Raw genomic sequence first — 14,491 nt, 5'->3', positions numbered from 1 at the left:
GCTGCTTTTGCTCACCCCAGTCACTGACTTATGTCAGCTCCTGGGGACTCGCGCAGTTGCCGCCTTGCCACAGCACGGATTATTTTGGCGGACTACTGCCGTCATACTTCGCGCTGTAGCGGCGTTGGCTGCTTTTGCTCACCCCAGTCACTGACTTATGTCAGCTCCTGGGGACTCGCGCAGTTGCCGCCTTGCCACAGCACGAATTATTTCGCGGACCGCCGTCACCGGTATTTTATGGAGGAGTCAGGTGGCCTGATGTCCCCATCCATATCCATTGAGATGCCAGCGATTGCAAGCGTAAATGGGGTGACGTATATTTGAGCAACAGAGTAATGCCAGACATTTCAGCGGTGAATAGTATGTCAGCCCAGGAAGCAAAAATCAGACATCAGCGCGAGTATCAGGAGCGTGTTGAAGCCGTCCGAAATGGTCAGGCTCCAGGCCGCGTGCTTGAAAAACGTCCTCAGGGTATTGTGCCTGCAAAAAGTGGACGCAGCCTCGCATTTTTCTGATGTCACGCCGTGCTGAAATCAGCCAGGTAGTAAAATAAGCTCATCATACAGGTGGGCTTTTTTTATGACATTGCACGCTATTCCTCCAGAAGAACAGATCCTTAAACTTAACCGTTATCTTATTGATAACGCCGGACAACTTCCGTCACCGGTTATTACTGTAGGCGGTCAGGCTGTTATGTACTGGTATCTGACCTACCTGCATCTTTATCCTGATCAGCCTGATGTAACATCCATAACCTCAATTGATGTTGATTATGTCACCCGAAAGGAAGGCGTTGATTTTCTGGCTCAGGAATATCAGCGATATCTCAAACATGTTGACGCCTGACAGGGCTGAATGCCCCCGTCACTTATGATGCAGAAATAAATTTGTCTGACTCAGCGTTTTTATCTTCTGCCTTTTTTCAGCAGCAATCTCTTCACGAACTTTCACACTAAAGCCCCGCTGGCCGCGCGATCCCGCCTCCTTTTCCGCCGTTGCTAATTCTGCGCTAATTTTCTGCTAATTAAGGGATAAATTTTAGCGGGTAGAGTGGCTCCACTGCACATCAGCATCAACAGGAGGAACCATGAATCAGCGCGAGTTTATTCGGAGTTTGCTGGACTGGATTGAGAACAACTTAGGACACGATCTGCATCTGGATGAGGTGGCGCGCCGCTCGGGCTATTCGCGCTGGCATCTGCAACGGCTGTTTCGCCAGCATACCGGCTTTTCACTGGCAGAATATATCCGTCAGCGCCGTTTAACCGAGTCTGCGCTCACGTTGCTGAGCAGCAACGAAGCGATACTGCAGGTGGCGATGAACTATGGCTTTGATACCCAGCAGGCCTATACCCGCACGTTTAAAAACTACTTTATGGTGACGCCTGGCCAGTTGCGCCGTCAGCGTCGCGTCGAGCCGGATCGGCTGCTATTCCCTCTGGCGATGGCCAGCTGATGCCTGATAAGACCTTCCCGTCACAGCCTGCGGACGGGAAGGTCGGCCCGCGCTTTGCGCTTCTCTCCACTTGTTCTTCGCCTCGCCTTTTTTTGCCCATCAGCCACAGTGACCCCGCCCGAACGTGTTAGTTTGTTGCCAGCATCCCTTTACTGTCGGAGTCGGGAAACATGGAAAACGGCGCGAATTTAACCGCCATGTTGGTATTTGCACGGGTTGTGGAATTACAGAGTTTCAGTGAGGCGGCACGCGCACTCGGCTTGTCCAAATCCCATGTCAGCCGGGAGATCGCCCGTCTGGAGCTGCGGCTCGGTATCCGGCTGCTGCAACGTACCACCCGGCGGCTGGCGCTGACCGAGCTGGGCCAGGCGTACTATCCCTACTGTGTGCGGATGCTGGCCGAAGTGCAGCGCGCCGAAGCCTTTGTGCAGCAGGTGCATCAGCAGCCCGCCGGCCATGTCAGGCTGCAGGCACCCGTCACGTTCGGCTGCCAGTGCGTAGTCCCTGTTCTTAATCGCTTTCTGCGTCGGCATCTGCATATCAATGTCGATCTTGATCTGACCGATCGCAGTCACGATCGGCTGGATGATCAGGCGGATCTGGCGATTGTGATCCGATCCCGATCGCCACAGCAGGGCAATTTTCGGGTACTGAGCGAAATCGAGTGGGGGCTCTATGCCGCCCCCGCCTACCTGGCGCAGCGACCCGCCATCACGCATCCTGAGATGCTGCCACGCCACGACCTGCTGCTGTTTCATGGTCCGGCGCACACCGCCGCACTGCCGTTCCGCCGTGATAAACAGCGGCTGGCACTGGATGTACGCAGCCGTTTTCGCGCCAATAACAGTATGGCGCTGCTCAATGCGGCACTGGCGGGGAGCGGCATCGCCTATCTGCCCTCCTACATGGCCCAGGAGGCGATGGCGCGCGGGGATATTCAGCAACTGCTGCCGGAGTGGCAGATGGATCGTCTGCAAAGTTATCTGCTGCTGCACGATACGCCTGAACCGGCGTCGCCCGTGACGCTGCTGTGCGATGCCCTGGTTGCGGCGCTGAATACAGGCTGATTGTTGCCTGCTGACAACAATCAGCGCCACAGAGTAACTATCCCGCCGCGACTTTTGTTACTCCGCTACGCCGGTTAGCCTGTATCCCTGATTACTCACCGGATATCATCATGCAACAGTCACCCGAAACTGCAGAGTTTCAGCACTGGCGACGTAACTTAGGGGTCTGCGTCGTCGGCTCTTTTACCACTATCGTGGCGATGACGCTGCTGCTGCCGTTCCTGCCGCTCTATGTGCAGCAACTCGGCGTTGAGCAGCCTGCCGCTATCGCCCGCTGGTCCGGCCTTGCCTACGGCGCGACCTTTTTCAGCGCCGCACTGACGGCGCCGTTGTGGGGCAGGCTGGCTGACCGCTATGGTCGTAAGCTGATGCTGATTCGGGCCAGTCTCGGGATGGCGATTGCGATGTCGCTGATTGGCATGGCGACCGCGCCGTGGCAACTGGTGGCGCTGCGCCTGCTGGCGGGGCTGCTGGGCGGCTACGCATCGGGATCGACCATTCTGGTGGCGGCGCAAACGCCGAAAGCACAGACTGGCTGGGCGCTGGGGGTGTTGTCTTCCGGCATTATGGCCGGCAACGTGGTCGGACCGCTGCTGGGCGGTGTGCTACCGCCACTGATCGGGATTCGTCAGACTTTCTGGCTGACCGGCGCCGTGATTTTTCTCGCCTTCCTCGCCACTACCTTTTTACTCAAAGAGCAGCCACGTGCTCCCGCTACATCGCGCGCCAGCCAGCAACCGCATCCTGAAGCCGGGCCGGTTAATCACAGCCTGATACGGCTGATGTGGCTCTCTGGCATGTTGCTGATCTTCGCCAGCATGTCGATTGAGCCGATTATTACGCTTTACGTGGGCGAGTTTGTGCAGGGCGACCACCAGATCACCCTGATAGCCGGACTGGTGATGTCCGCGGCGGCGCTGGGCACGGTCCTGGCGGCACCACGACTGGGTCGGCTGGCCGATCGGGTAGGGCACTGGCGGGTGCTGACCGGCGGTTTAGTCGTTAGCGGGCTGCTGCTGATACCCCAGGCATTTATCACGGCGGCCTGGCAACTGGTGCTGCTGCGTTTTCTGATGGGGATGGCGCTGGGCGGGTTGATGCCGTGCATCACGGCGATTATTCGTCATAACGTGCCGGGCTCACAGGTTGGGCGGATGCTGGGATATTCGACATCGGCACAATATATCGGCCAGGTCAGCGGCCCGCTGTTCGGTGGGCTGGTGGGCGGTGCATTCGGGATGCGGCCGGTGTTTCTGGCAACCTGCGTGGTGATGCTGTTTTGCGCCTGGCTCAACTGGCGTGGCATGAAAAAGTAGTGCGATCAAAAAAGGCGGACCGGAGTCCGCCTTAGTTTATTCACAGCTGCGTGAATTACTTCTGGTCTGGCAGCGCGTAGGCAATCACATAATCGCCCAGCCTGGTACCAAACGAGCCGTGACCCCCTGCCGCGATGACAACGTACTGCTTGCCATCCACTTCATAGGTCATTGGTGTCGCCTGGCCGCCTGCTGGCAGACGTGCCTGCCATAACAGTTCGCCGGTATCAGTGCTGAAAGCACGCAGGTAGTTATCTGCGGTCGCACCAATGAAGAACACCTTACCTGCGGTGGTGATAGGACCACCCAGCATCGGCATACCCATTTTGAACGGTAGCGGAACCGGTGCGCTATCGCGAACGGTACCGATACGCTGTTTCCACACCACGTTGTTGGTCTTCAGATCCACCGCGGAGATGTAACCCCAGGCAGGCTGTTTGCATGGCAGACCAAACGGTGACAGGAACGGGTTCAGCTCGACGCCATACGGCACGCCATACTGTGGCTGAATACCGGTTTCAGTACCTGAACCACCTTCAGCGCCTTTCGGCGGCTCAATCGGGTTGCCTGGGCCACGTGGAATCAGCTTAGAGACAAACGGCAGCGCCATTGGGTTAGCAATCGCGATCTGACGATGAGGATCGACTGCGATGCCGCCCCATTCGAACATACCGAGGTTACCCGGGAACACCAGCGTACCCTGCTCAGATGGCGGGGTGAACGGACCTTCATAGCGCAGGCGCTTGAAGATCACGCGGCACACCAGCTGGTCAAACATCGTTGCGCCCCACATATCCTTGTCCGTGAGATTCTGTTTCGGACGGAAGGTCAGCTCAGAGTAGGGCTGAGTGGCGGCAACGTGATCGCCTTTAGCAGCACCCTGTGGCACTGGCGTTTCTGGCGCAGGCACGACTGGCTTGCCGGTACGGCGATCCAGTACAAAGATGTTGCCGGTTTTCGCTGGCGCGTAGACAACCGGTACGGTGTTGCCATCTTTGTCGGTGATGTCAGCCAGCGTAGGCTGCGACGGCAGGTCCATATCCCACAGATCGTGATGCACAGTCTGATAAGACCAGACCAGCTTACCGGTGGTGGCGTTCAGGGCCAGCACGCTGCTCGCATAACGCTCCTGCTCTGGTGTGCGGTTACCGCCCCAGATATCCGGTGTGCTCACGCCCATCGGCAGGTAAACGGTATCCAGTTTCGGATCGTAAACTGCCGGTGCCCATGAGTTCGGAGAGTTCATGGTGAAGGTGTGTTCATCAGCCGGAATGGCATTAGGATCTTTTGCGCCTGGATCAAACACCCACAGCAGTTTGCCGGTATTCACATCAAAGCCACGAATCACGCCTGACGGCTCGCGGGTTGAGTAGTTATCGGTAACCGCACCCGCCATCACGATGGTGGTGTTAGTAATCACCGGCGGTGAGGTCGGCTCATACTGACCCGCAGTGGTGACAGGCTGTTTGTGTTGCAGATCCAGCTCGCCGTTGACGCCAAATGCCGGGCAGCGTTCGCCGGTCTCTGCGTCCAGTGCAAACAGACGACCATCGTTGACCGGCAGATAGATACGACGTGAACACAGCGCAGGCTGAGTGTTCGCTGCATCGGCGGCTGCCGGCACTTCGTGGTAAGAAACACCGCGACAGGTCACGTGCTGGAAGGTCGGGTTGACCTTCATGCCCGGATCAAACTTCCACTTCTGCTTACCGGTGGCCGCATCCAGTGCAAACAGGATCTGGTGTGGCGAACAGAGGTAAAGCGTGTCGCGGATTTTAATCGGCGTGACTTCGTCGGTAATTTCACCCGGATCGTTAGGGGTTTTCATGTCGCCAGTCTGGAACTGCCAGGCAACCTGCAACTCTTTCACGTTCTGGTGATTAATCTGCTTCAGCGGAGAGAAACGGGTTCCCTGCTGATCGCGCGCATAAGCGGGCCAGTCAGCATCCGGGATGTTGCTCAGCGGCGCAGCCTGCGGGGCGTTGTCAGCGGTTTCTGGTACTGACCCGTTGATGACCTGCGGATCGTTGAATACCGCATAGGCCAGCACAATGGCACTGGCAATCAGCGCCACAGCCATGGTACCCAGCGCGGCTTTGCTGCCCGCGTTGAAGCTGCGATAAACAAACGGCAGGATCAGCCAGACACCGAAGATCACCAGCACATCGGTGCGTGGTGCCAGTGCCCAGAAGTCGGTGCCCACTTCCCATACACCCCAGATCAGGGTGCCGATCAGCAGCAGCGCATAGAGAACCAGCGCAGTGCTTTTACGACGGGAAAGCAGATAAGCGGTGATAAGCATCACCACACCGCCAAAAACGTAATACCAGGAACCACCAATGGCGGCTAACCAGCCACCGCCAATCAGCATAAACGCGCCCGTCAGCACTGCGAACAGCACCGTCAGGAAACGAATTACGCCAAAAGATGAGGAGTTTTTCCCCATAATATCGACCTCGTTTCGTTGCCATAAAACACACGAAAACAACCAGATAGGCTGTTTCCAGTTATCAAGTACAAATGATTAGGGTGTTCTGAAGTATCTCTTCCGTTAAGACAGACGATCCCTTTGTGTTAAATGTTATAGCAAAATCAGATCGAGGTTTGATTTTTTTGGCTTAAACCGCTTAACAACTGGAATAAAACGACATTTTATGGGGGATTAAAGGACGTTAAGCGCACCGCCGTGTGCCCTTAACGCCGGAAGGCAGGATTTGTGAATCAGCAGCTAATAAGATCGCCGTCCGAGCGTTGCTGTTGCCAGCCGCTGATATTTATCTCAGCAAACTGCTCAGCTGTTAAGGGCGGCGTATGACTTCGTACGATTACCTCTGCCCCTTTTTCACGAAACGTCGCCATAAAAAAGGGAAAGGTAAACTTCTCATAATTATCATTAAAGAAAGATTCGGTTAAAACAATCCCTGAAAAAGGAAATGATTCCAGTAGTCGCCAGTCTGCACCCGGTGGCGCAAAATCATAAAGCCAGAAATCAAATTTCTTTGTTAATTCAAGCAGTGACGTACTATGTGCTGCCAGACTGGAATAATTAATGCCAATCCGGACACGCGCATTTTGTAAATGCGTATAGGCATCCGGAACCGCGATCATTCCCCGTAATCGAATATCTTCCACCGGCACAACCATTAATGCTGCTTCAGTAGCAATTTGATTGTGTAATGAAATAATGTTGTTTGTATTAAGTATATTGCCGCTATCCTGGTTTTGCTGAAGATAAGGCACGCTATAGCAAATGCCAGTGACATTACGCTTAACGTGATGGATTGGTTCAGTAACATAAGGGTTATATAAACTGTTTTTCATTATCTCTATGAAATTCAATAGAAAGGATTTGTTGTTAATTAAGCATATAAAAAGTCGCATTTTTCTAAACGCGTGAATAAATATAGATCACATGCTTAATCCAAATCATCCTTTTGTTGCCTGAGAAAGTAAATAAACCTGTTAGCAAAGAAACGATAATTCCTTTGGCGTCTGATGATGTGCTGGAATATATTCAATAGTCGGGACCAATAGGCTGGTAATAATCATGAAGGGTCTGACGCGCCTCGGCCGGACAGGGACGCTGCTTATCGCGCAGGGAGGCTGCGCTGGAGCCGCAGGCCTTCTGCTCGCATCCGGTCTGCTATCGTGAAGCCGACAATCACCACACCAATAACACCGCGCAACGACGCGGGTTTCCTCACCTGATTTGGGATAAGACATGGGATTTATGGCATCGGCAGCGGAAGAGTCGCTGTGGCGACATCGGACATTTGTCGCCTTCTGGGTGGCGCGTACCTGCTCATCATTTGGTTTTCAGATGTTCTCGGTCGCAATCAGCTGGCAGATCTATGCGCTGACCAACAGCGCGATGGCGTTAGGGATGATTGGCTTAATGCAGTTTCTGCCGTCGGTGTTGCTGGCGCTGCCAGCGGGCCATCTGGCGGATCAATATGACCGGCGGCGGATCGTGCTGTTGGGTCAGCTGGTGGAATTTGCCGCACTGCTGGCATTAGTGGTGCTTACCTTATTCCATACCCCCGATAAGACCGCGTTGTGGGGGCTGGTGTTTATGATTGCAGTGGCGAAAGCGCTGGAGTGGCCTGCGATGTCTTCGATGCTGCCGTCGCTGGTGCCACCTTCGATTCTGGCGCGTGCGATGGCGATGAACTCCGTGGGCGGTCAGGCAGCGGTTATCGTCGGGCCGACGATTGGCGGGCTGCTTTATGTCGCCGGGCCGCATGTGGTGTATGGCGTTTCCGGGCTATTTTATCTGGTTTCGCTGACGCTGGTGAGTCTGCTGCGTTATGAGCGTCCGGTGCAGGCTCGTCTGCCGATGAATATGAAGAATCTGTTTGCCGGGATTCACTTTATCCGTGAGCGCAAAGATGTACTTGGGGTAATTTCGCTCGATCTGTTTGCGGTGCTTTTGGGCGGTGCAACGGCGCTGCTGCCGATTTTTGCCAAAGATATTCTGCATACCGGGCCCTGGGGGTTGGGGATGTTGCGCGGCGCACCGTCGGTGGGAGCATTGCTGGTGGGCATCTGGCTGAGCCGTCACAAGCTGGAGAAGCATGTCGGGATGATTATGTTTGGCTCGGTGGCGGGCTTTGGCGTTGCGACGCTGGTGTTCGCGCTTTCCACGCAGTTATGGCTGTCGCTGGTGGCGCTCTGTGCATTGGGTGGCTTTGATATGGTGAGTATGGTGATCCGGGGTGCGCTGGTGCAGCTGGATACGCCGGATACCATGCGCGGTCGGGTGAATGCGGTTAACGCGATTTTCATTAATACGTCGAATCAGCTGGGCGAGTTTGAGTCGGGGTTGCTGGCGGCCTGGATGGGTGCGGCACCGGCGGCGGCGATTGGCGGCATCGGTACGCTGGTGGTGGTGGCGCTGTGGATGAAGTTGTTTCCGCATCTGCGACGGCGTCAGAAGCTGGAGAATGAGGTGGATCCGGTTTGATGACTGGCGTTGGGGTTAGGTGAGGGGGGTTGTGAGGTGGTTAACCACGGCGCAGGCGCAGGGAACAAACACCTTTCGCAAAGACGCAAAAGCGCCATCCATTCGCTCATTCGCTTTGAGTTTGTTCGTTGCCTAAGGCTGCGGAGAGATGGATTGAGGCTGGCTGGGTTATTGCGGTTGTAGAATTGTGTGCAGGCATATGCTGCCATCGCTTTAAGTTTGTTTGTGACCAAAGCCTGTCTGCGGCCCTTGAGAGTCCTTTAATGCTTTTCTGATACGAACGGCTCGTTTCCGGCACCTTTAACTGTTCCGCCATTTAGTGATGCTGCGCAGCGGCAATGATTAAAAAATGCCCTTTTCTAATCCCAGTTCTTGATCCTGGCATAGGAGTGAATGACAAATCAGTGCCAATTAAAACCATATTAATGGCACTCAAGAGATCAGTTTTCGTTTACGGAAGGCAGCGTGGGCTGATATTTTTCAGGCTGGTATCTAAAACGGTAGAAGAATGAATGGAGGCAAAGACGCTCGCCGTATCAGTTGCTCATGGTATTGCTTCACTTCCGATGGATTTTTATTTGGGTATTGAAAGAACCTTTCAGGATCTCAACCTGGCAGATGGCGGCAAAAACATTCAGCGCCGTAACTTCGGTGAGGATGAGAGGATGTATCGGGCTTTGAACAAGCTCTTCCGTAACAGAGCCATTCTGGGGCAGATTGCAGAGATGATAATCAAAGACTCTCTTTCCTACCTTCCGGATCCAGCCCTTAAAAAAATCACAGATAAACTCATCGGAGCAGCGTCTTCACTGGGTTCAAGACAGTCCATGCAGCTGGCCATTACAGGTTATCTTGGTTCAAAAGTTGTTGGAGGAATGATGGCCAGCGTGATAACGAAGTTATCACTGCGATTATGGACAGGCACCCTTGCGGGCGGCATAGTTCTGCAGGGGGTGCTTTCGCGTGCTTCTGCAGCTTCACGGCGTTTGAGGCATCAAAATCCTGAATTATGGTCAAGGCTTTATATACTTGATTTTGAAATGCTTTACTTCCTCTTTGAAGAACCTTTAGCCAATTAAATCGAGCTCGGTGAGACTCTACGTAAAAATCCTTCGAAAACGGAGCAATTTCTGGGTGCAATCGAAAATCTTTAGACTAATCAGAAAAGTCATTTCTGAGTTATCAGGGGCGGTTGTTGTCAGCGCTGTAGTGATTGGAATTTTCATCGCAATATTTGCGAATGAAGGAATTATGCGCGTTATCGCCCCCTTACTCGTCTTTATCGCTGGCCTGGTTCTTTACTGGTTAGCCTGGAAGATTTCATCCAAAGAAGATTGAAACCAGGTCACTAATAAACACATTACCATCAGGGATGAAAGACTGTCGCGTATCAGCACAAGATCACCCGGTGCAGGCTCAGCGCGGGCGATTACGCACCTCATCCCTGAGGTGCGCCCGAAGCCGGGCCAACGCTTTGCGTTGTTCAAAAACGCTCCCGGCGTTTTTGTCCGTGGCCCGCGATGCTTTGCTACAGGCATATGTTCCCATCGCTTTAAGTGTTTAAGTTGCCTCTGACTGAAACGCAAACCGGACGAACGCAAAGCTCCGTGACGCCTTTCAAAACGTTCCTGATTTACACGAAAACGCGTTCCTTGCTATAACTTATCTCTCATCGGCAGGCCTGTGGCCTCCTCAGTCAGCTTAAGCGCTTATAGAGGGTACCGTTATGAATCAGACTCACTCCATTCCGGAAATTTATAATCCTGATGTGCCGTATTCAGTAAAGTGCGAGATCGTGGCGCAGCTGTGCCGGGCGCTGGCTTCCCATAAAAACATCCCGGTTAGCGCCCTGAGAAAATATCTTCTGGAAAAAACTCACGTTGATTTCGAAAATCTGGAGGATAACCCGGTAGGAATGCTGCTGCTGTATGAGTACCTTCACTGCCAGCGCCCCTCGGTCTGCGCCCGGAATGAAAAAAACCTTCATTAAGCGCTGCCTCCAGCAGGGGGCCATTTAATCAAATACGCCTTCGGAGAAGAGGGCTGGAGAAGGGGCGGTTGAGTTGTCGCTGGCAACGGTTTCCCGAGCCAGCTCAACCTCAATATTGTCACTGGCCCGAAGGCCAGTACAGGAAGTTACCAGTCATACTGCCATTAAAATCCTGGGGTCAGAGGGGGAGGCCGACCCGCAGGCTGGAGCCATCAGGCCCCGGTTTTTCCCAGGTTGGCGTCAAATGTTAGCCAGCTTTCACGCATGTCCACTACGCTGCGGGTTTTACGGGCCTCATCGATTTTTATTGCCGTGAGGCCCGCTTCCAGCGCGTCCACTACTGAAACTTTCAGCGGTGTTCCCTGTTTAATATGTTTAACGATCTCTTCAGCCATCAGCGCATCAGCGCCGTAATGGCCATCATACGCATTGCCGCTGTAGGCGGTATCGACCTCTTTCTCGCCGCTGCGCGCGTTGTGTACGCGGAAGTAGTTGCGCACGAAGTCGCCTTCCGCCATGCCGTCGGTGCCCATGACACAGAAACGGCGGAACTCATCCGGCACATTCAGATTGGCGTGGAAGGCCAGCGTCGCGCCGCCTTCGTACTCAATCAGGGCAGTCTGGTAGTCGACAATATCGGCATCGCTGTCGAACACCGCATCGGTGCTCGACCAGCCGCTGGGCTTCACGTGATAAAGTTCTGAGTCAGCGGTGATAGCTCCCTGCGGCGCATGAGCGGGAGTAAAGGATTTCCGGCCACCAAAGCTGGCGACGCGGATCGGGCGCTCCTGCAACAGCCCCTGATAGAGATCGATGTCGTGACAGCATTTTTCCAGAATGTACGGACCGGCATATTTCTCCAGACGGCGCCAGTCGCGCTGAAAGAATGCGCCGTGATAAGGCTTGATATGTTCTGTCGCCTCAATCGAGGTGATCTCACCCAACTGACCCGCATCGCGTGCCGCCAGCAGATCGTGATAGAGCGGGGAGTAGCGCAGTACCAGGCCGACCAGAATGCGCGCTTCGCCATACTGACGCACCAGCTTCGCCATCTCCATGGTCTGCTCTTCATTGATCACCACCGGCTTTTCGGTAAACACCGTGTAACCCGCTGCCAGCGCCTGACCCACATGCTCCAGATGCAGAAAGTTGGGAGAGCCAACCAGCACGACATCCATTCCGCCATGTTCCAGCAGAGCATCGATTGACGCAAAGGCCTGGCCGGGCGCGATACCAAAGCTGTGCAGATTAGGCAGTCCGGCGGGTGCCGGATCGTAATAACCCACTACCGAAAAGGCGTCGTCGGCTTTGCTGAACTCTTTGATCACGTGGGACAGTCGAAAGCCGAGACCGATAATGCCTACTTTCATGTTAAACCCCTGCTCCTGAAATCGCATGATGCATAGCCCGCCTGTGATCGGGCGCGCCTGTTGATAATCTGACCACCAACTTATTACGACAGAAAAACTAATGTCAATAACGCACTGCGCGTTTTGCGAGGGGGTTTTTGTTATGACGATGTAAAATAACAAGAAAATTCAGATATGATTTTGCTATATTTATTTGTTATTGCGATTTAAGTTTTTTTATCCTATCGTTCGCTCATTATGGCTATAACCCTTAATCAGGGAAGGAAGCGCGTGCAACCACACTATCTTCTGGGCATTGATGGCGGCGGTACACAGTGTCGCGCGCGGTTAACCGACCTGCAGGGTCGCATCCTGGCGGAAGCCACCGGCGGGCCTGCCAACGTCTGGTCAGACTATGACGCGGCACTGACCTGCGTCGGGCAGCTGATCGAACGGGTATTGTCACAGGCGGGATTAGCCCCGGAGGCGCTGACGCAAACCGCGCTGGTGGCCGGATTAGCCGGTGCGAACGTCACCTCGGTACAGGCGCGGCTCGCCAGCTGGCAACCTGCCTGCGCGGCGTTACAGGTGGTCAGCGATGTGGAGATCGCCTGTGCGGGCGCCCATGGCGGCGCACCTGGCGCCGTCTTTATTATCGGCACCGGCAGTCAGGGAGCCGCGTGGGATGGCGAACAGTTTACGCTGCTTGGCGGCTGGGGCTTTGCCTTGTCTGACCAGGGATCGGGCGCTGAGCTGGGCCGTCGTGCGCTGCGGCTGGCGCTGCTGGCCCATGAAGCGATTATTACCCAGAGCGCTCTTACCCGGCAGCTGATGGCGCAGTTCGACCACAGTCCGGAAACCATGCTGCTCTGGACGCGCTCAGCGACGCCTGCAGACTGGGCCCGCGTGGTGCCACAGATTTTTGCGGCCGCCGACGCGGGCGATGGTCATGCACAGGATCTGCTGCATCAGACCGCAGCCGATATCGGCCTGATGGTCCGCCGTCTGACTGCCCTGAGCAGCGGACCCGTGGCGCTGATGGGGGGACTGGCCACGCCGATTCAGCGCTGGCTGGATGACGGTATTCAGGCCCGGCTGGTGACGCCGCAGGGCGATGCCCTGAGCGGGGCGCTGATACTGGCGCAGCAGCTGACGCCTGCCCGATTACCGATCTGAAGCTGGCTGAGCATCCTCAGCCAGATAACCCGAGGAATTTATGACCGCTCCCAACGTAACCGCGCGCATTCTGCGGTTGATTGTTGAAAATGCGCCGATCAGCCAGTCAGACCTGAAAGTTCGTAGCGGACTGAGCATGTCGACCGTGTCGCAGGCGACTAATCGCCTGCTGGCGCAGGAAATCGTGCAGGAGCTGGGGCTGCGTCGCGTGTCGATGGGGCGGCCAAAAACGCTGCTTGGGCTCAATCCCGATCGCGCCAGCGTGATTGGCATTCAGCTCAATGCAGAACGCAACCTGATCGTCATGACCGATCTCAGCGGCAATCTGCTGGGCGAACAGCAGATGCCGAAAGGCACGCTGACACCGCGCCAGCTCGGCGATGCACTGGCGAAATTCCTGCGCGGCGTTGAGGAGAAGCGGGTGGGCGCCATTGGCCTGGCCTTGTCGGGACTGGTCGATGCCGAAAACGGCTACTGTATCCGATCCAAAGTGCTCGACTGGGACAACGTCCCGATTGCGCGCCTGCTGGAAGAGCGTTTTTCGCTGCCGGTGTTTATCGAGAATGACGCCAACGCCATGGCAATGGCGGCGCTGGTGTTTGGTCAGCTCGGCAACGCGCAGTCGGCGGTGATCGCCACCTACGGCAAAGGGATCGGGGCAGGCATCATCCTGAATCGTCAGCTCTACCGCGGTCGTCACGGCAAGGCGGGGGAGATTGGCAACGGGCTGGTGGGCGACGGCTCACTGCGTCTGCTGGAAGATGTCGCCTCATCGCGTGCCATTCTGCAACGGCTTGCTGACCAGGAACCGGTGGAAGGCCTCACCTTGCAGGCGCTGGATCAGCGGCCAACACCCGAGGTGCTGGCGGTGCTGGAAGAGGCAGGACGCGAGCTGGGAATTTCACTGGCGAACCTGTCGGTGGCTTACGATCCGGATGTGGTTTATCTGGCGATGGAGCCGCACATGGCGTCACGCATTCTGCTCGATCACATCACCCAGAGCTTCCAGGCCTACCGGCTTAAACTGACGCCGCACATGACGCCGCTGCAGTTCCTGACTGAATCGAACCGCATGTGGGCGCTGGGCGCGGCGGGTTTTGCCGTCAACCGGCTGCTTGATCTGCTGGCGGCGCAGGCCGATGAAGAGCCGGTCACCTGAGTTATCCCTCCAATA

Annotated in this window: 12 protein-coding genes; 8 read left to right on the top strand and 4 right to left on the bottom strand. The window is 55.4% G+C overall.

Going from position 1 to position 14,491, the window contains the following annotated elements; translation table 11 throughout:
• Positions 1-579 precede the first annotated feature (579 nt).
• The 4 genes from NR201_RS11870 to NR201_RS11855 all read left to right on the top strand — a co-directional run bounded on the left by NR201_RS11870 (position 580) and on the right by NR201_RS11855 (position 3,839).
• Complete coding sequence (locus NR201_RS11870; protein ID WP_010252074.1) at positions 580-846, top strand: hypothetical protein; 267 nt, start codon at positions 580-582, stop codon at positions 844-846.
• 241 nt (positions 847-1,087) lie between these two features.
• On the top strand, positions 1,088-1,456 hold the full coding sequence (locus NR201_RS11865) for a helix-turn-helix domain-containing protein (protein WP_009092546.1): 369 nt from the start codon (positions 1,088-1,090) through the stop codon (positions 1,454-1,456).
• A 170-nt stretch (positions 1,457-1,626) separates the two neighbouring features.
• Positions 1,627-2,523: a LysR family transcriptional regulator gene (locus NR201_RS11860; protein WP_010252069.1), complete on the top strand. Its 897-nt coding sequence runs from the start codon at positions 1,627-1,629 to the stop codon at positions 2,521-2,523.
• A 110-nt stretch (positions 2,524-2,633) separates the two neighbouring features.
• Positions 2,634-3,839 (top strand): MFS transporter, encoded by a 1,206-nt coding sequence (locus NR201_RS11855; RefSeq protein WP_010252067.1) that lies wholly within the window; start codon positions 2,634-2,636, stop codon positions 3,837-3,839.
• Between the two features lie 55 nt (positions 3,840-3,894).
• On the opposite strand, the gene NR201_RS11850 is transcribed toward NR201_RS11855, so the two are convergent.
• Together NR201_RS11850 and NR201_RS11845 are read right to left on the bottom strand one after the other, a co-directional pair.
• A complete protein-coding gene (locus NR201_RS11850) occupies positions 3,895-6,285 on the bottom strand; it encodes a glucose/quinate/shikimate family membrane-bound PQQ-dependent dehydrogenase (protein WP_010252065.1) in 2,391 nt (796 codons plus the stop codon).
• 275 nt (positions 6,286-6,560) lie between these two features.
• A complete protein-coding gene (locus NR201_RS11845; protein WP_029519503.1) occupies positions 6,561-7,160 on the bottom strand; it encodes a hypothetical protein in 600 nt (199 codons plus the stop codon).
• A 400-nt stretch (positions 7,161-7,560) separates the two neighbouring features.
• On the opposite strand from NR201_RS11845, the gene NR201_RS11840 reads away from it, so the two are divergent.
• Together NR201_RS11840 and NR201_RS11835 are read left to right on the top strand one after the other, a co-directional pair.
• Positions 7,561-8,802 carry an MFS transporter gene (locus NR201_RS11840; protein WP_010252060.1) on the top strand — a complete coding sequence of 414 codons (1,242 nt, stop codon included), beginning with the start codon at positions 7,561-7,563 and terminating at the stop codon, positions 8,800-8,802.
• 512 nt (positions 8,803-9,314) lie between these two features.
• On the top strand, positions 9,315-9,881 hold the full coding sequence (locus NR201_RS11835) for a hypothetical protein (protein WP_256849800.1): 567 nt from the start codon (positions 9,315-9,317) through the stop codon (positions 9,879-9,881).
• A gap of 698 nt (positions 9,882-10,579) precedes the next feature.
• Here NR201_RS11835 and NR201_RS11830 read toward each other — a convergent pair.
• Both NR201_RS11830 and NR201_RS11825 read right to left on the bottom strand, forming a co-directional pair.
• The gene (locus tag NR201_RS11830; RefSeq protein ID WP_010252057.1) at positions 10,580-10,789 is read right to left on the bottom strand and encodes a hypothetical protein; all 210 of its coding nucleotides are present in this window, start codon (positions 10,787-10,789) and stop codon (positions 10,580-10,582) included.
• A 215-nt stretch (positions 10,790-11,004) separates the two neighbouring features.
• The gene (locus NR201_RS11825; protein ID WP_010252054.1) at positions 11,005-12,162 is read right to left on the bottom strand and encodes a Gfo/Idh/MocA family protein; all 1,158 of its coding nucleotides are present in this window, start codon (positions 12,160-12,162) and stop codon (positions 11,005-11,007) included.
• Positions 12,163-12,432: 270 nt separating this feature from the next.
• Between NR201_RS11825 and NR201_RS11820 the strand changes: the two genes are divergently transcribed.
• Both NR201_RS11820 and NR201_RS11815 read left to right on the top strand, forming a co-directional pair.
• Positions 12,433-13,317, top strand: a complete 885-nt coding sequence (locus NR201_RS11820) for a BadF/BadG/BcrA/BcrD ATPase family protein (protein ID WP_256849799.1) — start codon at positions 12,433-12,435, stop codon at positions 13,315-13,317.
• 40 nt (positions 13,318-13,357) lie between these two features.
• A complete protein-coding gene (locus tag NR201_RS11815) occupies positions 13,358-14,476 on the top strand; it encodes an ROK family transcriptional regulator (protein WP_022625245.1) in 1,119 nt (372 codons plus the stop codon).
• The last annotated feature ends 15 nt before the right edge of the window (positions 14,477-14,491 follow it).

The sequence above is a fragment of the Pantoea sp. Fr-CA_6 genome, assembly GCF_024520895.1.
Lineage (GTDB): Bacteria > Pseudomonadota > Gammaproteobacteria > Enterobacterales > Enterobacteriaceae > Pantoea > Pantoea agglomerans.
The sequence above is the reverse complement of the archived record's forward strand: the minus strand, read 5'-3'. Positions and strand labels throughout refer to the sequence as shown.